This window comes from Vibrio diazotrophicus, assembly GCF_038452265.1.
Taxonomy (GTDB): Bacteria; Pseudomonadota; Gammaproteobacteria; order Enterobacterales; family Vibrionaceae; genus Vibrio; species Vibrio diazotrophicus.
In genome coordinates this window covers 2,398,020-2,423,131 of sequence record NZ_CP151842.1, presented here as the reverse complement: position 1 = coordinate 2,423,131, position 25,112 = coordinate 2,398,020, and the positions used below count along the sequence as shown (strand labels likewise).

The following is a 25,112-nucleotide window of genomic DNA, read 5'->3' as shown; positions in this document are numbered from 1 at the left end:
AATGTTGAGTTAGATGATTATCACTCTAAATTTGGAGCGAGTTGTTGTCTGAAAGGGAATAAAAAAGCCGAGTGCAATAATCACTCGGCTTCTTAAATTAGAGATACAGACAAACGTAATTATTTTTTCAGTTTGTGTGCGTCTGGGTTTTCTTTACAAGTACCATCACCACATTTTCCGTACAAGTACAAGCTGTGGTTGGTTAATTGAACATTGTATTGCTGTGCAATCTCTCTTTGACGCTGCTCAATCACTTCATCAGAAAATTCAATTACTTCACCACAATCTAGACATACAAGATGGTCGTGATGGTGTTGAGTTGATAATTCAAATACTGACTTGCCGCCTTCAAAATGATGGCGAGTAACGATACCTGCATCATCAAATTGGTTTAGAACTCGGTAAACCGTAGCAAGACCGATCTCTTCGCCAAGATCAATTAGCTTTTTGTAGAGCTCTTCAGCACTAATATGTTGGCACTCAGGCTGTTGTAAAACTTCTAAAATCTTTAGCCTTGGTAGGGTTACTTTAAGACCAGCATCTTTTAGCGCTTGGTTATTGTCTGACATATATCTTCCCGTTGATGATCTGCAGTAAATAACAGAATTCAATGTTGCTCAACATTATAGGTTACTCGCACTGAACAATAAACCACGAAGTTCAGAGGGTTACTAGTGTTTTCTCTTAAAGTCGTGCTATGTCACTGATAAAAGTGATTAGACCAGTTACAATTATTTAACATTAATTCTGCTTTTTATTGGCGCCATATGCGAGTCCATTTGCGGGTGCAGGCGCGAAGCAATCTAGAGTCTAAGGCACGGATAGCATGAATAAAATACTCTCGAAGCTATATAAACCTAATATTGTGAAGTATGCATTGAATAGTTGGCCTCCGTTCTGGGGGGCGGGCATAAAAATTGAGTCTATTAGTACGGATTTTCGCGAAGCAAAAATGCGTTTGAAATTACGCTGGTGGAACAAAAATGCCAATCGAAGCCAATATGGGGGCAGCATTTTTTCTTTAACCGATCCCGTTTATTCTCTGATGTTAATGGGCATTCTCGGAGAGCAGTATTACGTTTGGGATAAAGAGGCGAGTATCAACTTCATAAAGCCCGGACATTCAGATCTGTTTGCTGAGTTCAGGATTACTGATGAGCAATTAAATTCGATTTTAAATATGACTGCGACAGGGGATAAGTGTTTTCCTGAATTCATTATTCACGTCAAGAATGCACGTGGTGAAGTCGTCTCTGAAGTGCACCGTAAATTGTACGTACGGAAGAAACCTAAATATCGCGAAGGCGATGATGAAGCGTGTACCGAGTCGGTGAATTAACTCTGAGAGTATCAACTTGGGACAAGTTGATTCGCGTACTTGTCGTTTTTGATGGATAAAAATAAGCCCCTGCAATGCAAGGGCTTATTTTCAAGAGAAACGGTTAGTCTTCTAGTTCAGCAAGACACATTTCTTCATAAACTTGTTGTACCCACTTAGTGACACGCTCTTCTGTCAATTCAGGTTGGCGGTCTTCATCGATACATAAACCGACAAAGTGGTTTTCATCAACAAGTGCTTTAGACGCTTCAAACTCGTAGCCTTCTGTTGACCAGTTACCTACGATAGTTGCACCTTTGGCTTCAACTATGTCACGTACTGTACCCATCGCATCACAGAAGTATTCTGCGTAATCTTCTTGGTCACCACAGCCGAAAATTGCCACTAGCTTAGTAGAGAAGTCAATGGCTTCTAGTTCTGGGAAAAAGTCATCCCAGTCACATTGAGCTTCACCGTAATACCAAGTAGGAATACCTAGAAGTAAAAGATCGAAGTTATCGATGTCCTCTTTGCTGCTTTTCGCAATATCTTGAACATGAACCAGATTTTTACCGAGTTGTTTTTGAATCATCTTTGCAATCGCTTCGGTGTTACCTGTATCGCTACCAAAGAAGATACCTACACTTGCCATAGAGCCTTTACCTTTAAATTGTTATGGGTTGCGGGGAAATCGACGTGTTGGGGGAATTAACCCAAACCTGTGCCTTCCCAACTGAGTTGGATAAGACCTTTTGCGATAAAGCCTGCACAACCTAAAAATAGAACTAACCAAACAATACGACGGCCAAAAACTGGTACATTACCTTGTTTCAATACATCTTTAATCGCCATACCGATTAAGAAAAAGATAGATGCAAAAAGCAAGTCTAGCCCGATAGATTCGAGCATATTCATGTAGTCGTACAGCATGGGTATCCTTTATGCCAATTTGCTTGCGCGCACTATACCACTGTTATTAAGCAAAGTTAATGGATGCAACATTACCGAATTCACACTTAGTTGGCTTAATGGTTATAAATTGCTCTTTAGTCAATAAACTTACGAATGGCGCGTAATACTTCTGCTGGCTTTTCTGCATGTAACCAGTGCCCTGTGTTAGCGATGACATGTGCTTTTGCCTGCTTAAACTGCGCTTGTATTTGAGGTTGATGCTCAGCGGTTAAATAGTCTGAGTTACCACCTTTGATAAACAGCGTTGGAACATCACAAGGGGCAATGGGTTCCCAGCCGATGATATTCCAGTAGTTCTGTTTGATGCTTGGCACATTGAAACGCCAAGTCATATGGTCATCTTGCTTGGTGAGCGATTTGCCCAAGAACTGGCGAACTCCGTCTTCTTCGATGTGCTGGGCTAATAGTTCCATGACTTCACCGCGTGAAGAGGGTTTGTTTTCCAGCACGGAATCTAATCCTGCGATGACTGCATCATGTTTACGCTTGGTGTATTTGACCGGAGACATATCAAGTACCACGAGTTTCTCTAGTCTCGAAGCATCGATATCAGCCAGCTTCATCGCGACTTTGCCGCCCATCGAGTGACCAATCACAATTGCATTTTCGATGTTAAGTGACTCAAGAAGCTGCTTTACATCATTAGCCATCACTGCATAGTCATGTTCGTCGCTATGAAAGGATTGACCATGGTTGCGTAGGTCAATGCTCAGTACTTGGTGATCGGTTTTTAAATCACGTGCGAGTAAACCTAAATTGTCTAAGTTGCCAAATAAGCCGTGGATCAAAACAACGGTGTGACCCTCACCTTCGAGTTTATAATTTAGAAGTGCTGACATTTTATCTTATTAGTGATTGGTTTAACGTAGAGTCTCGGCAAAGATCTCGCTATAATCCCTCAGAGTTTAAACATTGAGATTGTGAAAAGCGAATGAAAACAATAGAGGTTGATGAGGATCTATACCGCTACATCGCGGGTCAAACCCTTCATATCGGTGAGAGCGCGTCTGATATTTTGCGCCGTCTGTTGGATGTAGATAACAAGAACACATCTTCTGCTAAGCCAGAAGCTCCTGCTGTGTCTGCTATAGCTGCTGAACCGAAAGGTATCGTTGTGAGTAAAGATGCTGCTCAAGAAACGAAAGTGGATAGCGTAAAAGAAATGCGTACTTTATTGATTTCTGATGAGTTTGCGGGATTAAAGAAAGCAGTCGACCGTTTTATGTTGGTGCTGTCGACACTTTACCGTATTGATTCGGCAAGTTTCTCTGACGCTATGTCAGTTAAAGGCCGTAAACGTGTGTATTTTGCTGATAACGAACAGACCTTATTGGCTAATGGTCAAACAACAAAGCCAAAAGCGATTCCTAATACGCCATTCTGGGTTATCACTAACAACAACACCAGCCGCAAACAGCAGATGGTTGAGCAAGTGATGACGCTGATGAACTTCCCTGCGGACATTATCGAGAAAGTAACCAACGCTATCTAATACGAACGTTAACTACAAAGAGAACGTTTACTAAAGAGAAAGCGCGATCTAAATCTCGAACTGAAAAACAAAAAAGTCTGATTCAAACCTCATAATGCACAATACAAAGTTCGTATTATGAGGTTTTATTTTGTCTGAATTTTAGAAAGGATGTCATTATGGCTATGCACCCGCGTGCTGGGCAGAAAGCGCAACAAGAAGATTTACATAACATTCCTGCGTTAGTCGCAAACTACTTCCTACTCCAACCTGATCCAAGTAACTCTGCACATAAAGTAGAATTCGGTACTTCAGGTCACCGCGGCACAGCGGATAAATCTACCTTCAACGAAAATCATATTTTGGCGATTGCTCAGGCTGTGGTTGAAGTCCGCGCTGCTCAAGGTACAAAAGGCCCTCTATTTGTTGGTAAAGATACCCATGCTCTTTCTGAACCTGCATTCAGCTCTGTTGTTGAAGTGCTGATTGCAAATGGTGTCGAAGTGATTGTGCAAGAGAACAACGGCTACACACCAACACCGGGTATTTCTCATGCGATCCTGACTTACAACTTAAAGCATGACGCGAAAGCAGACGGTATTGTGATCACACCGTCTCACAACCCACCTCAGGATGGCGGTATCAAATATAACCCGACTCACGGTGGTCCTGCGGAAGGTCAGTTAACCAAAGCGATTGAAGATCGTGCTAACGAGATCATTGCTAACAATATGCAAGACGTAAAACGTGTTGCGATTAGCGAGGCAAAACAATCTCCGCTGTTCAAACAAGTGGATTTGGTGAAGCCTTATATTGATGACTTGGTTAACGTTATCGATATGGAAGCGATTCAAAAAGCGAATCTAAAAATTGGTGTTGATCCATTAGGCGGAAGCGGTATTGATTACTGGCGCCAAATTGGTAAAGCATACAACTTAGATTTAACGCTAGTGAGCGAAGCAATTGACCCAACGTTCCAGTTTATGTCTTTAGATAAAGACGGTGTGGTTCGTATGGACTGTTCATCACCTTATGCAATGGCAGGTCTGCTTGCACTTAAAGATGAGTATGATCTGGCATTTGGTAATGACCCAGATTATGACCGTCACGGTATCGTTACTCCAAAAGGTTTAATGAATCCAAACCATTTCTTAGCAGTGTGTATCGATTATCTATACCGCCATCGTGACGGTTGGGGCAAAGAGGTTGCTGTAGGTAAAACACTGGTATCCAGCGCGATTATCGATAAGGTTGTTGCGGATCTTGGTCGTGAACTGTGCGAAGTGCCAGTTGGCTTCAAGTGGTTTGTTGATGGTTTATACAGCGGAAAATTTGGCTTTGGTGGCGAAGAAAGTGCAGGTGCTTCTTTCTTACGTAAAGATGGCACACCTTGGTCAACGGATAAAGACGGCATCATTTTATGTTTATTAGCGGCTGAAATTACCGCCGTGACGGGTAAAAATCCTCAGCAATATTATGATGAATTAGCAGCTAAGCACGGAGAATCTCGCTACAACCGTATTCAAGCGGTAGCTAATGGTCCACAGAAAGACGTGTTAAGTAAGCTCTCTGCTGAAATGGTGGCTGCGCAAACATTGGCTGGTGACCCAATTACGGCTCGTCTTACTCATGCGCCGGGCAATGGTGCTGCGATTGGTGGTTTGAAAGTGACAACTGACTTCGGTTGGTTCGCCGCTCGTCCGTCAGGTACTGAAGATATCTATAAAATTTACTGCGAAAGCTTCAAAGGCGCTGAGCATTTAGCTCAGATCGAGAAAGAAGCTCAAGAAATCGTAAATCAGGTGTTTAAAGCCGCTGGTTTATAGTTTTTGTTTGTTACGTGAATTAAAAATGAAGAGAGGCGACTAGGTCGCCTCTCTTTTTACATTTGAGATACTGTAATTAGATGGCTTGTTCTTGCGCTGGCCACGTTTCTGGCAATATAAACCAGAATACGCCCGATTCAGATTGGCAGTGAACAAAACCTTCTTGCGGTTCTGAGTAGCGTTGGGAGGCTTCGTTTCTTCCTGTTAGCCACTGAGCTTTATCCAACAGATAGAGTGGTTCTTTAATTAAATGAGCTTGTGATTGATAACACCAACGGCCTTGCATTTGATCGACGTTGATAGAGAAGCCTAAGCATTCATTGGGTACTGGTTCAGGGGTAAATGGGTTGATGTACAATCTGCCTTGCATAAGAAGGTGCTGTGAAGCGTTCGACCATAAAGGATGTTTCAATGAAAACTGTTCGCTGCTAGAAAGGGGTAACTGATGGTTGAGCATATGAGCCAGTTTCAGGTCGAGTCTGTCTTCGGCATTCGGGCCATACCAAAGACCTTGGTGAAGCAAATAGAATTTTACCGCGACTTCCCAGTGCTCAAATTGTTCGGTTTTGCGGTTTTTTAAAATGAAATCAACAGAGCCTAATGTTTTCCCTTCATGAACAAGCTGAATTTCTTCAGCAATGGCGCTGTAAGTTGGGGTAGATTTGAAAAGCTCAGAGCACAGATGTTGATATAAAAATCCAAGTCGCTGGTTGCCTTGATATGCTGTCCATTTTCTTTGTACAGGCTTGGAAAACGGTGCCTTGCTTGCAATAGGTGGTGAAGCTTTAAATATCGACGGGGTGGTTGTTACCCAATCAATTAACGGTTTTAAGTCCATATAGTTACCCGAGCATATTTCGACAATTTATTCTGAAATTGTTATAACCTCGTCATACCCATTAAGCAATGGAATTTGAGATGAATAATTTACAGTTTGAAGCGTTATTGAACGCGACTCTCTCTCCACAACTAATTAAAGATTATTGCCCCAATGGTCTTCAAGTTGAAGGTCGAAAAGAAATGAAAAAAATTGTCACAGGTGTGACGGCATCCAAAGCTCTCATTGAAGAGGCAATAAAGATGAATGCGGATGCGATTTTGGTTCACCATGGCTATTTTTGGAAAGGTGAAAACGAGGCGATTCGTGGTATGAAAGGCGAACGCATACGCCAATTGATAAAGAACGACATCAACTTATTCGCTTATCATTTGCCTTTAGATATTCATCCTGAACTGGGCAACAACGCTCAGCTTGCTCAGCTATTAGAGATTGAAGTTGAAGGTGGACTGGAAGGCCATCCACAATCTGTGGCGATGTTTGGTCGGCTTGAGAAAGAAATGACGGGAGCAGAATTAGCGCAACGTATAGCGGCTGTGCTAAATCGCGAGCCATTACATATCGAACCTGAATTGGCCGATAAGAAAATACTGCAAGTGGGTTGGTGTACTGGTGGTGGTCAGGATTTTATTGAGTTAGCGGCTTCACAAGGGATGGATGCTTTTATTTCTGGCGAAATTTCAGAACGTACCACTTATTCGGCGAGAGAACTCAACATTCACTATTTTGCCGCGGGTCATCATGCAACTGAGCGATACGGCATCAAAGCGTTAGGTGAATGGTTAGCTGAACAACATGGATTTGATGTGACTTTTATTGATATTGATAATCCAGTTTAGTTGATAACAGAAATAAAAAGAGCGAGATATTATCTCGCTCTTTTTATTAGTACGTATTAATACGGAGTTATTCGCGCTCGTGTAGAGGCTCAAAGTCACGCATTGTAAGACCAGTATAAAGCTGACGCGGACGACCGATACGATTTTGAGGGTCGCTGTGCATTTCGTTCCAGTGTGCAATCCAACCGATAGTACGAGACATCGCAAAGATTACTGTGAACATTGATACTGGAATACCAATCGCTTTCAGAATGATACCTGAGTAGAAATCTACGTTCGGGTAAAGTTTCTTCTCGATGAAGTATTCATCTGATAGGGCAATACGCTCAAGCTCCATCGCCACATCCAATAGTGGATCCTTAATGTTAAGCTCTTTAAGCACGTCGTGACATGCTTCACGCATAACCGTAGCACGAGGGTCATAGTTTTTGTAAACACGGTGACCGAAGCCCATTAAGCGGAACGGGTCATCTTTATCCTTAGCACGCTCAACGTATTCAGGAATCTTATCTACAGAACCGATCTCTTCGAGCATACGTAGACATGCTTCGTTAGCACCACCGTGAGCAGGTCCCCAAAGAGATGCGATACCTGCTGCAATACATGCAAACGGGTTAGCACCAGAAGAACCAGCTAGACGCACTGTTGAAGTTGATGCGTTTTGTTCATGGTCTGCGTGAAGGGTAAAGATTTTATCCATCGCGCGAGCAACCACTGGGTTAACGTCATACTCTTCACATGGTGTTGCAAACATCATGTGCAGGAAGTTTTCTGCATAGCCAAGATCATTACGTGGGTAAATGAATGGTTGACCTACAGAGTACTTGTAACACATTGCTGCCAACGTTGGCATTTTAGACAGTAGACGGTATGCCGCGATTTCGCGGTGTTGGTCATTATTGATGTCTAAAGAGTCATGGTAGAAGGCTGCAAGTGCACCAACTACACCACACATGACGGCCATTGGGTGAGCATCACGACGGAAGCCGTGGAAGAAGCTTGCGATTTGCTCATGCACCATAGTGTGGCGAGTTACAATTTTCTTGAACTCTTCGTATTTTTCACGAGTAGGGGCTTCACCGTAAAGAAGGATGTAACACACTTCTAAATAGTCGGCATTATTGGCTAACTGATCGATAGGGTAACCGCGGTGTAGCAGAACACCTTTGTCGCCGTCGATGTAAGTGATTTGAGATTCACAGGATGCAGTGGCAAGAAAACCCGGGTCAAATGTGAAGTAGCCATTCGCTCCAAGTTTGCGAACATCGATTACTTGTGGGCCGATACTCCCGTCCATAATCGGCAGTTCAATTGGCGCTTTACCTTCAATATGAAGGGTCGCTTTCTTATCTGCCATAACAATCTCCTTTGTTTATTATTTAATCCGTCCAGGATGTTTTGTGTGCCTTTTTTTACGTCTGATCCACATCAAAGTCAATTTTCTTCATCTGATGTGTGCACTTTCTTTGATTTTTTATACATATAAAGTTAAAAATCTGTTCTATGTAGCAAAAATTGTTACATCAATTGTATTAGAATGTTGCCAGCCGTATATTGGCGCAGTTAATTTTGGTGGAAACCTTATAAATTCAAGGCTAGAAACAATTAGAATGAGAGGTTTTTATTCTTGTTGTTAACAATTTATTTACAATTTAAGTGCTAGATATAGCGGTTATTTGTTAAGTAAATGTTAAGTTTTATGGCTTTGCCACCAAAAAACATTCATAACTATAAATGCTCAATGGAGCTGAGTGAGCAAGCCCGTGAAAGAAAGAAAGTCAAGACCTGTTAATTTAGATTTACAGACCATTAGCTTTCCGATTAGCGCAATCGCATCAATCCTTCACCGTGTGTCAGGGGTTATTACGTTTGTCGCAGTCGGCATACTACTTTGGTTACTATCCTTATCATTATCTTCGCCACAAGGCTTCATGGACGCGAGTCATCTTGTAGGTGGTTTTTTCGCCAAGTTTATTCTTTGGGGAATTTTAACCGCTTTGGCCTACCACATTGCTGGTGGTATTCGTCATTTATTGATGGATCTTGGTCATTTCGAGGAGCTTGAATCTGGAGCAATGAGTGCGAAAGTTGCTTTCGGTGCAACAGCCGTTCTATCTGTATTGGCGGGGATCTTGGTATGGTAAAAAACGTTTCTTCATTCGGTCGCAATGGAGTTCATGATTTCTTACTAATTCGCTCTACCGCGATCATCATGACTCTTTATACGATCTATCTCGTGAGTTTCTGCGCTTTCACAGATATCTCATATGCCTCATGGACGTCCTTCTTCGGAGGAACGTTTACTAAAGTCTTCACAATGTTGGCGTTAGTTTCAGTACTTATCCACGGCTGGATTGGCTTATGGCAAGTACTAACTGACTACGTAAAGTGTTCTAAACTTCGTGGCGGTCTTCAATTAGTCGTCATTGCAATTCTGTTTGGGTACTTCTTCTCTGGCCTGTTTGTTTTGTGGGGTGCGTAAGTGACTATTCCTGTTCGTGAGTTTGATGCCGTAGTAATCGGCGCTGGTGGTGCTGGCATGCGTGCTGCGCTGCAAATTTCTGAGCAAGGCTTATCTTGTGCTTTGCTATCTAAAGTATTCCCAACTCGTTCACACACAGTATCTGCTCAAGGTGGTATTACCGTTGCTCTTGGTAACTCTCACAAAGATAACTGGCAGTGGCACATGTACGATACGGTAAAAGGTTCTGATTACATCGGTGACCAAAATGCTATCGAATATATGTGTAAGAACGGTCCTGAATCTGTTATCGAACTTGAGCGCATGGGTCTTCCATTCTCTCGTTTTGAAGATGGTTCAATCTATCAACGTCCGTTTGGTGGTCAATCTAAAGAGTTTGGTGGCGAGCAGGCTGCTCGTACGGCGGCTGCGGCTGACCGTACTGGTCACGCGCTACTGCACACTCTTTACCAACAAAACATCAAACATAAGACAACCATTTTCTCTGAGTGGTACGCACTGGATTTAGTGAAGAACCAAGATGGTGCCATCTTAGGTTGTACTGCTCTATGTATGGAAACTGGTGAGATTTGTTACTTCAAATCTAAAGCAACGATTCTGGCAACAGGTGGTGCGGGTCGTATCTACGCTTCTACGACTAATGCTCATATCAACACAGGTGACGGTGTCGGTATGGCACTGCGTGCTGGTGTACCAATGCAAGACATGGAAATGTGGCAATTCCACCCAACAGGTATTGCGGGTGCGGGTGTATTGGTAACTGAAGGTTGTCGTGGTGAAGGTGGTTACCTTCTAAATAAAGACGGCGAACGTTTCATGGAACGTTATGCTCCAAACGCAAAAGATCTTGCTGGTCGTGACGTTGTTGCTCGTTCAATGATGATTGAAATTCGTGAAGGTCGTGGTTGTGATGGTCCTTGGGGTCCACACATCAAGCTGAAACTGGATCACTTAGGTAGAGACGTTCTTGAATCTCGTCTACCTGGTATCTGTGAACTTTCTCGTACCTTTGCTCACGTTGACCCAGTAAAAGAACCAATTCCAGTTATTCCAACCTGTCACTACATGATGGGTGGTGTACCAACTCAAGTTTCTGGTCAAGCGATTAAGCAAGATGCTTCTGGTAAAGATATGGAAGTTCAAGGCTTGTTTGCTTGTGGTGAGATTGCATCTGTGTCTGTTCACGGTGCAAACCGTCTAGGTGGTAACTCACTGCTTGACCTAGTGGTATTCGGCCGTGCAACCGGTCTTCACCTAGGTGAGACTCTTGCGGCGCAAGCAGAAGCACGTCCTGCAACTGAATCGGATATCGAAGCCTCTCTAGCGCGTACTATGCGTTGGGAAAACAGCAAAGGCGGCGAAGACCCATTCCAAATCCGTAAAGACCTACAACGTTGTATGCAAAACAGCTTCTCGGTATTCCGTGAAGGTGATGCAATGGCACAAGGTTTAGAAGAGCTGAAAGTGATTCGTGAGCGTCTGCAAGAAGCTCATCTTTCAGATAAGTCTTCTGAGTTCAACACTCAGCGTATTGAGTGTCTAGAGCTGGATAACTTGATGGAAACTGCATTCTCAACGGCTGTTGCGGCGAACTACCGTACAGAAAGCCGTGGCGCACATGCTCGATTCGATTTCCCAGACCGTGATGATGCTAACTGGCTATGTCACTCTATCTACAACCCTGAGACGGAACAGATGAGCAAGCGTGATGTAAACATGACGCCTGTACATCGTGAAGCGTTCCCTCCAAAAATCCGTACATACTAAGGGAGGATTAACCAATGAAATTGAACTTCTCTTTGTATCGTTACAACCCGGATGTAGACAACAAGCCGTATATGAAAGAGTATGTGCTTGAGGTTGAAGAAGGCTCGGATATGATGGTTCTTGATGCACTGATTTTGCTGAAAGAACAAGATCCTACAATCGCATTCCGTCGTTCATGTCGTGAAGGTGTTTGTGGTTCCGATGGTTTAAACATGAATGGTAAAAACGGTCTGGCATGTATCACGCCTTTATCTGCACTTAAAGGCAGTAAAATTGTGATTCGTCCACTACCTGGTTTGCCAGTTGTTCGTGACTTGATCGTTGATATGACCCAGTTCTATGACAACTACGCAAAAGTGAAACCGTTCCTGATCTCTGAAGGTGATTTACCTCCTTCACGTGAAAACTTACAGTCTCCTGAAGAGCGCGCGCATTTAGATGGTCTGTACGAATGTATCATGTGTGCATGTTGTACAACTTCATGTCCTTCGTTCTGGTGGAATCCTGATAAGTTTATTGGTCCTGCAGGTCTTTTAGCTGCTTATCGATGGTTAATTGATAGTCGTGACACTGCGACAGATGAACGCTTATCTAATCTTGATGATGCATTTAGCGTTTTTCGTTGCCATGGCATCATGAATTGTGTAAGTGTCTGTCCTAAAGGGTTAAATCCGACGAAAGCAATCGGCCATATTAAATCAATGCTGATTAATCGTTCTGTTTAAATAGTCACAAGATTGCAGGCTCTAGGGCCTGCCTTTGTAGCTCGGCATAGACCGAAGCAAACGTGAAACCTACTAGTTAAGGGAAAATAATGCACAACGGCGTGATGAAGGCATGGCTCGAGTCTTCACACTTGGCTGGCGCCAATGCAACTTATGTAGAAGATATCTACGAACTGTATCTAAGTGATCCCGATCTGGTAAGTGAGGAGTGGAAACGTGTTTTTGATGGTTTGCCTACGCAGCCTGAAAATGTGGTTGAACAGCCGCATTCACGTGTCCGTGATTACTTCCGACGACTCGCTCAAGAGACAAAGCATTACAATGTCCAAGTTAGTGACCCCGAAGTCGATGCAAAACAAGTAAAAGTATTACAGCTTATCAATGCTTACCGCTTCCGCGGACATGAAGCTGCTAAACTTGACCCCCTAAATTTGTGGAAACGCCCACCAGTGGCGGAATTGGATCCTGCTTTCCACAATCTTACCGAAGATGATATGGAAGAAACTTTTAACGTTGGTTCTTTTGCCGTTGGCACAGAAACCATGAAGTTAAAGGACATCTACAAATCTCTAGAACAGACTTATTGTGGTTCTATCGGTGCTGAATACATGCACATGACAGACACTGAGCAAAAGCGTTGGATCCAACAACGTTTAGAATCAGTAGTAGGTCAGCCATCTTTCACTCTCGAAGAGAAAAACACTTTCCTTGATGAATTAACTGCAGCGGAAGGCCTTGAGCGCTATTTAGGCGCAAAATTCCCAGGCGCGAAACGATTCTCACTGGAAGGTGGCGATGCATTAATCCCAATGACTAAAGAGCTGATCCGTCATGCCGGTAAAAACGGTATGCGTGAAGTTGTTGTTGGTATGGCGCACCGTGGTCGCTTGAATATGCTTGTTAACGTTTTGGGTAAAAAACCTCAAGACTTGTTTGATGAGTTTGCTGGCAAGCACGACGAAACATGGGGTACAGGTGACGTTAAATACCACCAAGGTTTCTCAGCGGATTTCGCAACTCCAGGTGGCGATGTTCACTTAGCACTGGCGTTTAACCCTTCTCACCTTGAGATTGTAAACCCAGTAGTTATGGGTTCTGTGCGCGCACGTCAAGATCGTCTAGGCGATGAAGATGGTAGCAAAGTACTTCCTATTACTATTCACGGTGACTCTGCTGTTGCGGGGCAAGGTGTTGTAGCTGAAACATTTAACATGTCATTGGCTCGCGGTTACTGTGTTGGTGGTACGGTTCGTATCGTGGTTAACAACCAAGTTGGTTTCACGACTTCAAACCCTCGCGACACTCGTTCAACCATGTACTGTACTGACATCGCGAAAATGGTTCAGGCGCCAATCTTCCACGTTAACTCAGACGATCCAGAAGCGGTTGCGTTCGTAACACGCATTGCACTGGATTACCGTAATGAGTTCAAACGTGACGTCGTGATTGACCTTGTTTGTTATCGTCGTCATGGACATAACGAAGCTGATGAGCCAAATGCAACTCAGCCTCTGATGTACCAGAAAATCAAAAAACACCCAACACCACGTAAGCTATACGCTGATGTGCTGATCGATCGTAAAGAATGCGATATTGAGACAGCCACTCAATTGGTGAATGAATATCGTGATGCATTGGATCGTGGTGAAGTCGTCGTTAAAGAATGGCGCCCAATGGCAATGCACTCTGTAGACTGGTCTCCGTACTTAGGTCACGATTGGAATATTGATTGGGATAGCCAAATTGATCTTGATCGCCTGAAAGAGCTTGCAACACGCACTTGTTCGCATCCAGAGAGTCATAAACTTCAAAGTCGTGTAGAAAAAATCTACAACGACCGTAAGGCTATGATTACTGGTGAGAAAAAACTTGATTGGGGTATGGCGGAAACTTTGGCTTACGCAACTTTGGTTGATAATGGTAAGCGAATTCGTATCTCTGGTCAGGACTCTGGACGTGGCACGTTCTTCCACCGTCATTCGGTTCTACACAACCAAACAGACGCGAGCACGTACATTCCTTTAGCGAATATTCATGACAACCAAGGTCCATTTGAAGTTTTGGACTCGGTGTTATCTGAAGAAGCGGTATTGGCATTTGAATATGGTTATGCGACAGCTGAACCTAGTGGTTTAACCATTTGGGAAGCTCAGTTTGGTGACTTTGCCAACGGTGCGCAGGTTGTTATCGACCAATTCATCTCTTCTGGCGAACAGAAATGGGCTCGTCTATGTGGTTTGACTATGCTGCTGCCTCACGGCTACGAAGGTCAAGGCCCAGAGCACTCGTCTGCACGTCTAGAACGTTACCTGCAGCTATGTGCAGAGCAAAACATGCAAGTTATCGTACCTTCTACACCAGCACAGGTTTACCACATGCTGCGTCGTCAGGTTGTACGTAAGATGCGTCGTCCGCTCATTGTTATGTCACCAAAATCTCTGCTTCGTCATCCTCTATGTGTGTCAAGCATGGAAGAGCTAGCGCAAGGTACATTCTTGCCAGCTATCGGTGAAATTGACGATTTGAACCCTGCTAACGTTAAACGCGTTGTATTCTGTTCAGGCAAAGTTTACTACGACTTGTTAGAGCAACGTCGTAGCAATGAACAAGATGATGTTGCTATCGTTCGTATTGAACAGCTTTACCCATTCCCGATGGAAGAAGTACAAGCGGCTATCGAACAATACACTAACGCTGTTGATTATGTATGGTGTCAGGAAGAGCCTCAAAACCAAGGCGCTTGGTACTGTAGTCAACACAATTTCCGTGCGGCGATCCCAGCAGGCGCCGATTTGAAATATGCAGGCCGTCCAGCTTCTGCATCACCAGCAGTAGGCTATATGTCGGTACACTTGAAGCAGCAGAAAGCGTTAGTTGATGACGCTCTGAACATAGCTTAAGAACTAGAAGTAAAAGGAAGACACAGATATGACAATTGAAATTCTGGTTCCAGACTTACCTGAATCAGTAGCGGACGCAACTGTCGCGACTTGGCACAAGAAACCGGGCGACATGGTTGCTCGTGACGAAGTCATTGTTGAAATCGAAACTGATAAAGTTGTTTTAGAAGTACCAGCTCCGGAAGAAGGTGTACTAGAAGCGATTCTTGAAGAAGAAGGTGCAACCGTTCTTTCTAAACAACTACTTGCACGCCTAACTCCTGGAGTTGTTGCAGGCGAGCCAACTAAAGACTCTGCGGATTCAAGCGAAGCTTCTCCAGACAAACGTCACAAAGCGACGTTGACTGAAGAAACGAACGATGCGCTAAGCCCAGCAGTTCGTCGTCTGCTTGCAGAACACAACCTAGAAGCGAGTGACGTGAAAGGTTCTGGTGTAGGCGGTCGTATTACTCGTGAAGACATCGAAGCACACCTAGCATCGAACAAAGCAGCACCTGCTCCTGTTGCTGAAGCAGCAGCGCCAGCACCTGTTGCAGCTCGTAGCGAAAAACGCGTGCCGATGACTCGCCTTCGTAAGCGTATTGCAGAGCGTCTGCTTGAAGCGAAGAACAGCACTGCAATGTTGACGACGTTCAACGAAGTGAACATGAAGCCTATTATGGATCTTCGTGCGCAGTATCAAGACCAGTTTGAGAAGCGCCACGGTATTCGTCTTGGTTTTATGTCTTTCTACGTGAAAGCCGTAACAGAAGCTCTAAAACGTTACCCAGAAGTGAATGCTTCATTGGATGGCGACGATGTCGTTTACCACAACTTCTTTGATATCAGCATTGCGGTATCAACACCTCGTGGTTTGGTGACGCCAGTGCTTAAAGATGCGGATACCCTTGGTTTTGCTCAAGTGGAAAAAGGCATCAAAGAACTCGCACTTAAAGGTCGTGACGGTAAGTTGACGGTAGATGAATTAGTGGGTGGTAACTTCACTATCACTAACGGTGGTGTATTTGGCTCGCTAATGTCTACGCCAATCATCAACCCACCACAGGCGGCAATCTTGGGTATGCATAAGATTCAAGACCGCGCGATGGTAGTGGACGGTAAGATTGAAATCTTACCTATGATGTACCTAGCTCTATCTTACGACCACCGTTTAATCGATGGCCGCGAGTCAGTAGGCTTCCTAGTAACCGTTAAGGAACTACTAGAAGACCCTGCACGTCTGCTATTAGACATTTAATATCGCTAAAACGTCTAGTTACCCTAGGGTGACTAGACGCCCATAGCGCCCAAGGCTAGACTGCCCAACATCTGGCCTTCATCTAAGTTTCAACGACTTATTTGTAAAGCCCTACGAACGCAAACGCAGCCAAGACTGTAGCGTTATGGAAATAATAATTCCTTCAAAGGAAGAACAAACGGAATATCAAAATGAATTTGCATGAATACCAAGCCAAACAGCTGTTTGCAGAATTTGGATTGCCTGTACCCGAAGGTTATGCATGTGATACGCCACAAGAAGCTTTCGAAGCTGCTGGCCGTATCAGTACAGCGAAAAAAGTCGTTAAGTGTCAGGTTCACGCAGGTGGCCGCGGTAAAGCGGGTGGTGTAGAACTTCACGACACTAAAGAAGGCGTTAAAGAGTTTGCTCAAAAGTGGCTAGGTAAAAACCTAGTAACTTACCAAACAGACGCAAACGGTCAGCCTGTTGCTAAGATTCTGGTTGAAGAAGCGTCAAACATCGCAAATGAATTGTACTTAGGTGCAGTTGTTGACCGTGCTACACGTAAAATTGTGTTCATGGCGTCAACAGAAGGTGGTGTAGAAATTGAAAAAGTTGCTGAAGAAACTCCAGAGTTAATTCACAAAGCAGCGATTGATCCACTCGTAGGCCCACAAGCTTACCAAGGTCGTGAACTTGCGTTCAAACTAGGCCTTGCTGGTGACCAAATTAAACAATTCGTTAAGATCTTTATGGGTCTTGGTCAAATGTTCTCTCAGTACGACCTCGCTCTACTAGAGATCAACCCGCTTGTGATTACTGGCGAAGGCAACCTATTGTGCCTAGACGGTAAAATCAACATCGACTCAAACGCTATGTACCGTCAACCTAAACTGCGTGAAATGCACGATCCTTCACAGGAAGACGAGCGTGAAGCACACGCAGCTCAGTGGGAACTGAACTACGTAGCTCTAGACGGTAACGTTGGCTGTATGGTTAACGGTGCTGGTCTAGCAATGGGTACAATGGACATTGTTAACCTACACGGTGGCAAACCTGCAAACTTCCTAGATGTAGGTGGTGGTGCAACGAAAGAGCGAGTAGCTGAAGCATTCAAGATCATCCTATCTGATGACAATGTGAAAGCCGTTCTAGTAAACATCTTTGGTGGTATCGTACGCTGTGACATGATCGCAGAAGGTATTATAGGAGCAGTGAAAGAAGTTGGCGTAAGCGTTCCGGTTGTTGTTCGTCTAGAAGGTACGAACGCGGAGCTTGGTCGTGAAGTTCTTGCAAGTTCTGGTCTTGATATCATTGCAGCTGAGTCTCTAACTGACGCAGCTCAAAAAGTTGTTGCTGCTGCGGAGGGCAAATAATGTCTGTACTTATTAACAAAGATACTAAAGTGATCTGCCAAGGTTTTACTGGCGGCCAAGGTACTTTCCACTCTGAGCAAGCGATCGCTTACGGAACGCAAATGGTTGGTGGTGTTTCTCCAGGTAAAGGTGGTCAAACTCACCTAGGTCTACCTGTGTTCAACACTGTACGTGAAGCAGTAGAAGCAACAGGCGCTACAGCGACGGTTATCTACGTACCAGCAGCATTCTGTAAAGATGCAATTCTAGAAGCTATTGATGCAGGTATTCAGCTAATCGTAACGATCACGGAAGGCATCCCAACTATCGATATGATCGATGTGAAAGTGAAGCTGGAAGAAACTGGCGTACGTATGATCGGTCCTAACTGTCCGGGTGTTATTACTCCAGACGAATGTAAGATCGGTATCATGCCTGGTCATATTCATAAGAAAGGTAAAGTAGGTATCGTATCTCGTTCTGGTACTCTGACTTATGAAGCGGTTAAACAGACTACTGACGAAGGTTTCGGTCAGTCTACGTGTGTTGGTATCGGTGGTGACCCAATTCCGGGTTCAAACTTTATCGATATTCTAAAACTGTTCCAAGAAGATCCAGAGACTGAAGCAATCGTAATGATTGGTGAAATCGGTGGTACAGCGGAAGAAGACGCAGCAGCGTTCATCAAAGAAAACGTAACTAAGCCAGTTGTTTCTTACATCGCGGGTGTTACTGCTCCTCCGGGTAAACGTATGGGCCACGCGGGCGCAATCATCTCTGGTGGTAAAGGTACAGCGGAAGATAAATTTGCTGCACTTGAATCTGCTGGCGTGAAAACGGTTAAGAGCCTAGCGGACATCGGTAAAGCTCTGCGTGAAGTTACTGGTTGGTAATTTCATCTTAGATAAAGAAAACCCAAGCTCAGGCTTGGGTTTTTTATTGGAAGCGCTAAGGTATTAAAGAAACCATTAACTTCTTTTAACGATATGGCTAAGCATAAACAATGTGCTTGCGCTGATAACGACAGATGGACCCGCTGGTGTGTCAAAGTGCCAAGATAAAGTTAGTCCGCACAGGACGCTGATGATGCCGATTAGAGAGGCAAACAGTGCCATCTGCTCTGGTGTTTGAGCCAGTCGTCTTGCGGTCGCTGCCGGAATAATAAGTAGTGAGGTCATGATCAGGGCACCCACAAACTTCATGCCCACAGCGATAACTAAACCTACTAATAGCATGAGTACCAAACGCATCAGGTCAATGTTGATGCCTTCTACCGAAGCAAGTTCTTCATTCACACTGCTTGAAAGCAATGGACGCCAAAACAGATAAAGAATCGCGCCTACAATGATCACACCGCTCCAGATAAAGATTAGGTCAGAAGGGTTTACTGCAAGCAGATCGCCGAACAGATAACTCATCAAATCAATACGAACATTGTCCAGAAAACTAACAGCAATCAAACCGAGCGATAGAGAGCTGTGAGCCAGGATGCCGAGCAATGTATCGGTAGCAACCAATTGCTGCTTTTGCAGCGTTACTAAAATGAAGGCCAATCCTAAACAACAAATAAGCAGCGCAAAATAAAGATTGATGTCCAAAAGAAAGCCCAACGCAAGCCCCATAAGAGAGGCGTGAGCTAACGTGTCGCCAAAGTAGGCCATTTTGCGCCAAACGACAAATGAGCCTAATGGTCCTGCAATAATCGCAATGCCAATACCAGCAAGAATCGATGGAAGTAGAAATTCAATCATGTTGATGATGACCATGGGAGTGGTGAGAACATGTACCAGCATCGCCTTTTACTGGCTGACCAGAAAGATCATGATGATGGTGCTCATGGTTATGATGATAAAACGCCAATGTTTCTCGGCTACGGTCACCGAATAAAGCAATATAACTTGGGTGTTTGGTGATGTGCTCCGGTGTACCGGAACAACACACATGGTGATGCAAACAAATCACCTCATCGGTTTTTGCCATTACCAGATGAAGATCATGGGAAACCATAAATACACCACAGCCGAAACGCTGACGAATGGTATTGATTAAATCGTATAAGTCAATTTGGCCTTGCACATCCACACCTTGAGCTGGCTCATCCAATACAAGGATGTCAGGTCTTTGTAGCAAAGCACGTGCAAGCAGTACTCGTTGGTTTTCGCCACCAGACAACTTGTGCATGTCATTTTTTGCCAAATGTTCAGCACCAACCAATCGCATCGCTTCGGTGAGTTCCTGACGACTATACTTACCAGCGAGTTTCAGAAAACGCTCTACGGTGAGTGGTAACGTATCGTTAAGTTTTAGCTTCTGCGGGACATAGCCAATCTTTACATTTTTAGCTTTGACGACATTACCTGAAGTCGGTGTGTGAAGACCGAGCAGTACTCTGACTAAAGTCGATTTTCCTGCTCCATTTGGTCCGATAAGGGTCGTTATCTTTCCTTTTGAAAGAGCAAGGTTGACGCGATCTAATACTCGGAGTTGGTTGAAATCTACGCAGATATCTTGCAACTCAATAAGCGCTGACATTAATGGAACTCATTTGCAATTGACTGATGTTATAATGTAACATTTATCCAATATTAACGCCACAGGATATACGACATCCATGTTTTCTAGAATCACTCTTTTATTGAGTCTTATTGTCTTACCGTTTTCTAGTTGGGCAAATACCATTCTGACAAGTATTAAACCTATTCAGATGATTACACATGAGTTGACACTGGGAGTGACCGAGCCAGAAGTTTTGCTCTCAGCCAATGCGTCACCACACGATTACGCCCTTCGTCCTTCGGATGTCAAAACCATTCGCCACAGTTCTCTGGTTATTTGGTTCGGTAAAGATCTGGAACCTTTTTTGGAGAAAGTTCTCAGTCAGCAAGACAATGTCTTAACGCTAAATGAAATACCTGATTTGAAGCTACGTTCTTATGGTGAAGTGGGGCATGATCATGAACATGATGGTCATAACCATGGAACTCATGACCCGCACTTTTGGTTGGGCGTAGAACAGGTAGAACAGGTGGCAAAGGCGATTACACAAGCTCTTGTTGCTTCAGATGTAGCGCATAAAGACATATACAACAAAAATTTGAGCGACTTTATTAACTCGTTACATCAAACAGATAAAGAAATTGCCGCGAAGCTAGACCAAGTAAAGCATAAGCCGTATTACGTTTTCCACGATGCTTATGATTACTTTGAGCAGCATTATGGTTTGAACAATATTGGCCATTTTACCGTCAGTCCAGACAGAAAGCCGGGTGCTAAAACTCTAATTAACATACGTAAAGCACTGGCTGCTAATGAAGCTAAATGTGTTTTCTCTGAGCCTCAGTTTCAACCTGCAGTAATTGAAAGTGTGGTGAGAGGCAGTGATGCTCAAACGGGAGTTCTCGATCCTTTAGGTGTCGATATCCCTGTAGCTAAAGGCAGTTACTTCGAGTTTCTCCATTCTATGAGCGACAGTTATTACGACTGTCTCGCGAAATAACTTTGGGTAATTCATTTATTACTTAGTGATATTTACAGATATTCACACTATGAAAGGCGATTTTTTATCGTCTTTCATTTGTGATACACGCTGAGAAAGCAAATTTTATCTCATTTCCCCCTTCAACTATCGCTGTTTTTCTATACAATGCGAGTTCTTTTTTGTCGCGAATTAACATTCGCAAACCTCTTGGTCGTAGAAAGGGCTTATTTTGTATCGCATCCTGTGTCTTGTCTTTGCTGTCTTTTACTTTGGTGTGTTTTCAGCAAACGCCATCGAAAAGTCTCCTTCTGTGTTTTATCCTCTGCCAACTCAAACACAAGGCAAAGTCTACGCGGCCAAAAGCTTATTCGTTGGTGATGCAGGGGGTATTTGGCTGCACGATGTCCATGGCAAAATACGCTTTTTTGACGGGCAAGCCATTTTGCCTAGGCAAGGTTCCATTCTGTCCAATGATTACCAGCAACTTGTTTACTTGAACAATGCTTTCTGGACTGTGATAGATGGCAGTCTGAACAAAATATCGACCAATGATGTACGAACCCGTGTCGTTGACCTTCCAGCAGGAACGGTCATTGATAAGATAGGCGTCTCTGGAAAGTCTATTTGGATGGTAAGCAAAGACTATTTCTACACTTACAATACGCAATCGCTTTTACTCGAGTCTTACACTCTAAAAACACTGACTCACTTTGATAAGTCAAAAAGGGTTGTGGTTAATGATGCGACATTCGGCATTTCAAAGTGGGTGCTAGCAACAAACTCCGGTGTTTTCCTATCAGAAAATCACAGTTTTATTCATGTACCTCGTTCGGGCGATGACTACGTTGAAACTTTATTCTTCTCCGAAAAGCGCAGAGAGATGCTTGTTGGAACATTGGATGGTGTACTGCTGGTTGATTTGAAAAACAAATCTAAAGATCCTCAAAAAATAGCTAAATCGCACGTACTCTCTATTGCTGAAACAGAAAATGAATATTGGATTGGCACAGAGAACGGTTTGTTCGTCCACTCATTGTTGAATCAGAGTACGACAAAGCTAAAGAGTAACGTACACAGTGCTTACTCGCTTAAAGGTCATAAGATTTTTTCTCTAGTGAACGACGCACAAGGGGGGATATGGATTGCCTCTGAGAAAGGTGTGTTTTACTACTCAATGTTTGGTCAGAAATTTAATCGTGTTTTGTCCAAGAAACTGACGAAAAGCGGCTTGAACGCCGATATTAAAAACATCGCTTATCTGCAAGGCAGCGACGAGTTTTTGCTCTCGATGTCAACGGGTGTAGCTCGCATTAATTTTAATCAATCACCACGACGAGAGCTGCTTTATGAAGGGCAAGTCAATGATTCTGTCTTAATGGGGAACGTTCTATGGCTAGCCACCGATGATGGTTTAGTCAAATTCGATGTCGTGCATTCAAAAGTAGTGAAAACCTCGCTTCCACTTTTGCTAACCCATTCCAAAGTGGATCGAATTGAAGTGGATAGCCATGAAGAATTATGGGGTGTGTCTGGTAATAAACTGTGGTCTTACAACACAGTCACCAAAGTGTTCGTGGAATATGGCGACGATTGGTTAGTGGATGCTTATCTTCCTGCCACTATCACGCAGTTAAAAGCGACACGGCACAATGGCATCCTGATTGGTACTGAGCACGGCACCTATTCCATCAGAGAGCAGAGAATCACTTTCGATAGTGCGAGCAGCGAGTATGGTCAAAACCATTCAGTGATTGAAGATCGAGACGGAAATGTCTGGTATGCGAGTGATTATGGCGTGTACAAACAGCAAAGTGATAATGGTAAATTGTTCTCTATTATTTTGGCTGAAGACAGCATTAGCCCTAAATGTTTGATGGAAACGTCCCAAGGAATATGGCTATCCTCTTCTAGAGGGTTAACCCTTTATAGCCATCAAGGCGCAGTAAAAAAACATTTTGGTGAACCTTACGGGTTAATCAACAATGAGTTTCTTCCTAGTGTTTGTACTTCGAGCAATAGTTCGGTTTACCCACAGTTAGTTATTGGGTCTGCACTAGGTATGGCGAAAGTTTCGGCTGAAGAATTGTCCGTCTCAAGTCTGCCTCATTCTCCGGTCATTATTAGTCAAATCAAGGTTGACGATAAGCTGTTGTCGGTAGGAAGTCCCTCGGAGATTAGTGTGGATTATGGCCGATCATTAAGCCTCACTTTTGGCGCTTTACCCCAAACAGTGAACTTGAGTCTTGAGTATAAGTTAACGGAAAGCAGTCCGTGGTTACCTATTGATGGGTCCCAACTCACTCTTGATTATTTACGGCCGGGCCATTATCAACTCCATTTACGAAGCTCTACAACAGAGCAACGTAACAAATTAGAAAGCTATTTATCGTTTCACGTTATAGAGCCATGGTATCTCTCTATGACGGCTTTCATCGTTTATGTACTGAGCCTCATTTCTTTGTTGATATTCGTTGTTTGGTGGCGCTCACGCATGATGATGAAAGCAAACCGATTGCTCAAAGAGCAAGTGGATTTGAAAACCAGTCAGCTTAGGCACCAAAGTAAAATCGTACTCAGCAATAACTTGCAACTTCGCAAGCAGATTCAGGTTCGCCACGCACTGTTGGAAAACATTTTATTGGCTATAGAGCCAAGATTAGAAAAGCTAAAACTCGGAGCTCGTGAAGCGAATCAGGAAGAACTAGAAACTCTGGTGGAAGAAGCCAGAATCGAGTTGGAACAGGTTAAAAACGTGCGTTCCGATAATGAGTCGACGACATTAACGCATAACCTCTCTCTGGTTCTGGAATCGGTAGTGAGCAGCTGGAGTGATGAATTTTCTATTGCTGGAATGATTCTGGACACGGAAATTCAAAGTAGAAGAAGTTACGTAAAATTACAGCAGTTCAATCTGGATGTGATTTTTAATGCTTTATTTGCAGAGGCAATGAAACGTTTATTCAAGAATCAATCGCTCGTTGTTCGCTGCTATGAAGTGAATGGGCATGTTTTGGTAACCATGAGTGACCAAGGTGGAAGCGCTAAAAATGTCGAACAGACCATGACAACCACGTCGGGTTTTGCTCTCAATCAGTTAAGCGATCTTGTTGAGCAATCGGGCGGTGAAATGAATGTCTATGTGTCTAAAGAACAGAACGTTGTGCAGCTATCTTGGCCAGCGGCAGATATTGAACAACTGGAAACAGACTTGGATTCATACTCAAAGTGTTCAGGTGACAATATCCTAGATGATACCGAGTGTTTATGGCTCAGTAAGGTTGAACAGCTTGTTGTCGATAATTTTTCTGATGCGGAATTTAGCACTGCTAATGTAGTGAAAGTATTATTTATGTCTGAACGAAGTTTCCAAAGACGATTTAAAACTGCTACGGGTAAAACATTTAAAGAATATCTCAACGAAGTGCGATTGGAGAAAGCTTGTCAACGCTTGCTAAGTGGAGAGAAGGTATCTCAGGCAGCGTATGAGTGTGGCTTCAATGACCCCTCTTATTTCAGTCAGCGTTTTAAACATCATTTCGGTTTGTCACCAACTCAGTTTATCGATGAACACCAAGATTAAAGGTGTTCATCTTTCTTATTCCTTATTAGTACCTTCTTTTTTCGACCTATGACTACAGCTTACCTTGGACATGACTTTTTGAGTCCATTAAAAGCTCTTCAATAGAGATCCCAAGAGAAATTAACAAACAAAGCTGCGAGTCATTATCTGTAATCGAAGCTATATCTAGTCGAAGCAGGTTAAAGATGGCTATTTATTTGGCTTGCTTATAAGTGGTTTTGGGCAAAAAGACGTGTTGGGACTGGATTGGGGATCTGCAGATAAAAAAAACCGTGGTATAGCCGGGGGACTATACCACGGGTGCCAAAGACACCTTCGCTTGCTGCCGGAGTGACATAGCAT

Annotated in this window: 22 protein-coding genes; 14 read left to right on the top strand and 8 right to left on the bottom strand. The window is 43.6% G+C overall.

The genetic code is table 11. The features are described from left to right. Positions 1-119 precede the first annotated feature (119 nt). Positions 120-569, bottom strand: coding sequence for a ferric iron uptake transcriptional regulator FcrX (gene fcrX / locus AAGA51_RS11055; RefSeq protein WP_042483943.1), 450 nt, complete (start codon positions 567-569; stop codon positions 120-122). A gap of 257 nt (positions 570-826) precedes the next feature. On the opposite strand from fcrX, the gene AAGA51_RS11050 reads away from it, so the two are divergent. Then, positions 827-1,339, top strand: a complete 513-nt coding sequence (locus tag AAGA51_RS11050; RefSeq protein WP_042483940.1) for a DUF4442 domain-containing protein — start codon at positions 827-829, stop codon at positions 1,337-1,339. Between the two features lie 103 nt (positions 1,340-1,442). Here AAGA51_RS11050 and fldA read toward each other — a convergent pair whose 3' ends face one another. The 3 genes from fldA to AAGA51_RS11035 all read right to left on the bottom strand — a co-directional run bounded on the left by fldA (position 1,443) and on the right by AAGA51_RS11035 (position 3,129). Next, positions 1,443-1,970, bottom strand: coding sequence for a flavodoxin FldA (fldA, locus tag AAGA51_RS11045; protein ID WP_042483937.1), 528 nt, complete (start codon positions 1,968-1,970; stop codon positions 1,443-1,445). A 56-nt stretch (positions 1,971-2,026) separates the two neighbouring features. After that, positions 2,027-2,248 (bottom strand): DUF2788 domain-containing protein, encoded by a 222-nt coding sequence (locus tag AAGA51_RS11040; protein ID WP_039424790.1) that lies wholly within the window; start codon positions 2,246-2,248, stop codon positions 2,027-2,029. A gap of 116 nt (positions 2,249-2,364) precedes the next feature. Further along, positions 2,365-3,129 (bottom strand): alpha/beta fold hydrolase, encoded by a 765-nt coding sequence (locus AAGA51_RS11035; RefSeq protein WP_042483932.1) that lies wholly within the window; start codon positions 3,127-3,129, stop codon positions 2,365-2,367. A gap of 92 nt (positions 3,130-3,221) precedes the next feature. Here AAGA51_RS11035 and seqA point away from each other — a divergent pair, with 92 nt between their 5' ends. Together seqA and pgm are read left to right on the top strand one after the other, a co-directional pair. Beyond that, complete coding sequence (seqA, locus tag AAGA51_RS11030) at positions 3,222-3,782, top strand: replication initiation negative regulator SeqA (RefSeq protein WP_042483927.1); 561 nt, start codon at positions 3,222-3,224, stop codon at positions 3,780-3,782. A 158-nt stretch (positions 3,783-3,940) separates the two neighbouring features. After that, the gene (pgm, locus tag AAGA51_RS11025; protein ID WP_042483924.1) at positions 3,941-5,587 is read left to right on the top strand and encodes a phosphoglucomutase (alpha-D-glucose-1,6-bisphosphate-dependent); all 1,647 of its coding nucleotides are present in this window, start codon (positions 3,941-3,943) and stop codon (positions 5,585-5,587) included. Positions 5,588-5,663: 76 nt separating this feature from the next. Here pgm and AAGA51_RS11020 read toward each other — a convergent pair whose 3' ends face one another. Further along, positions 5,664-6,425, bottom strand: a complete 762-nt coding sequence (locus AAGA51_RS11020) for a DUF1853 family protein (RefSeq protein ID WP_042483922.1) — start codon at positions 6,423-6,425, stop codon at positions 5,664-5,666. 80 nt (positions 6,426-6,505) lie between these two features. Here AAGA51_RS11020 and AAGA51_RS11015 point away from each other — a divergent pair, with 80 nt between their 5' ends. Next, positions 6,506-7,264, top strand: a complete 759-nt coding sequence (locus tag AAGA51_RS11015) for a Nif3-like dinuclear metal center hexameric protein (protein ID WP_042483920.1) — start codon at positions 6,506-6,508, stop codon at positions 7,262-7,264. 67 nt (positions 7,265-7,331) lie between these two features. Here AAGA51_RS11015 and AAGA51_RS11010 read toward each other — a convergent pair whose 3' ends face one another. After that, entirely contained in the window at positions 7,332-8,621 is a 1,290-nt protein-coding gene (locus AAGA51_RS11010) for a citrate synthase (RefSeq protein WP_042483918.1), read from the bottom strand. A gap of 394 nt (positions 8,622-9,015) precedes the next feature. On the opposite strand from AAGA51_RS11010, the gene sdhC reads away from it, so the two are divergent. The 8 genes from sdhC (at position 9,016) to sucD (ending at position 18,605) form a co-directional block, all read left to right on the top strand. After that, a complete protein-coding gene (gene sdhC / locus AAGA51_RS11005; RefSeq protein WP_042483914.1) occupies positions 9,016-9,408 on the top strand; it encodes a succinate dehydrogenase cytochrome b556 subunit in 393 nt (130 codons plus the stop codon). Then, positions 9,402-9,746, top strand: a complete 345-nt coding sequence (sdhD, locus tag AAGA51_RS11000; RefSeq protein ID WP_042483912.1) for a succinate dehydrogenase, hydrophobic membrane anchor protein — start codon at positions 9,402-9,404, stop codon at positions 9,744-9,746. Before sdhC ends, sdhD begins: the two co-directional genes overlap by 7 nt. Then, on the top strand, positions 9,747-11,513 hold the full coding sequence (gene sdhA, locus AAGA51_RS10995) for a succinate dehydrogenase flavoprotein subunit (protein ID WP_042483910.1): 1,767 nt from the start codon (positions 9,747-9,749) through the stop codon (positions 11,511-11,513). Positions 11,514-11,527: 14 nt separating this feature from the next. Further along, complete coding sequence (locus AAGA51_RS10990; RefSeq protein WP_042483907.1) at positions 11,528-12,238, top strand: succinate dehydrogenase iron-sulfur subunit; 711 nt, start codon at positions 11,528-11,530, stop codon at positions 12,236-12,238. Positions 12,239-12,327: 89 nt separating this feature from the next. Then, complete coding sequence (sucA, locus tag AAGA51_RS10985; protein WP_042483904.1) at positions 12,328-15,138, top strand: 2-oxoglutarate dehydrogenase E1 component; 2,811 nt, start codon at positions 12,328-12,330, stop codon at positions 15,136-15,138. A gap of 28 nt (positions 15,139-15,166) precedes the next feature. Next, positions 15,167-16,375 (top strand): 2-oxoglutarate dehydrogenase complex dihydrolipoyllysine-residue succinyltransferase, encoded by a 1,209-nt coding sequence (odhB, locus tag AAGA51_RS10980; protein WP_042483902.1) that lies wholly within the window; start codon positions 15,167-15,169, stop codon positions 16,373-16,375. Positions 16,376-16,566: 191 nt separating this feature from the next. Next, on the top strand, positions 16,567-17,733 hold the full coding sequence (sucC, locus tag AAGA51_RS10975) for an ADP-forming succinate--CoA ligase subunit beta (protein WP_042483897.1): 1,167 nt from the start codon (positions 16,567-16,569) through the stop codon (positions 17,731-17,733). Next, positions 17,733-18,605, top strand: a complete 873-nt coding sequence (sucD, locus tag AAGA51_RS10970; protein ID WP_042483896.1) for a succinate--CoA ligase subunit alpha — start codon at positions 17,733-17,735, stop codon at positions 18,603-18,605. The genes sucC and sucD overlap by 1 nt, the downstream gene beginning before the upstream one ends. 75 nt (positions 18,606-18,680) lie before the next feature. Here sucD and znuB read toward each other — a convergent pair whose 3' ends face one another. Both znuB and znuC read right to left on the bottom strand, forming a co-directional pair. Then, on the bottom strand, positions 18,681-19,463 hold the full coding sequence (gene znuB, locus AAGA51_RS10965) for a zinc ABC transporter permease subunit ZnuB (RefSeq protein ID WP_042484160.1): 783 nt from the start codon (positions 19,461-19,463) through the stop codon (positions 18,681-18,683). Beyond that, positions 19,456-20,244: a zinc ABC transporter ATP-binding protein ZnuC gene (gene znuC / locus AAGA51_RS10960; RefSeq protein WP_042483893.1), complete on the bottom strand. Its 789-nt coding sequence runs from the start codon at positions 20,242-20,244 to the stop codon at positions 19,456-19,458. Before znuC ends, znuB begins: the two co-directional genes overlap by 8 nt. A 79-nt stretch (positions 20,245-20,323) precedes the next feature. Between znuC and znuA the strand changes: the two genes are divergently transcribed. After that, complete coding sequence (gene znuA / locus AAGA51_RS10955) at positions 20,324-21,208, top strand: zinc ABC transporter substrate-binding protein ZnuA (protein WP_042483889.1); 885 nt, start codon at positions 20,324-20,326, stop codon at positions 21,206-21,208. Between the two features lie 211 nt (positions 21,209-21,419). Continuing rightward, positions 21,420-24,770, top strand: a complete 3,351-nt coding sequence (locus AAGA51_RS10950) for an AraC family transcriptional regulator (protein WP_042483886.1) — start codon at positions 21,420-21,422, stop codon at positions 24,768-24,770. Positions 24,771-25,112: the final 342 nt, after the last annotated feature.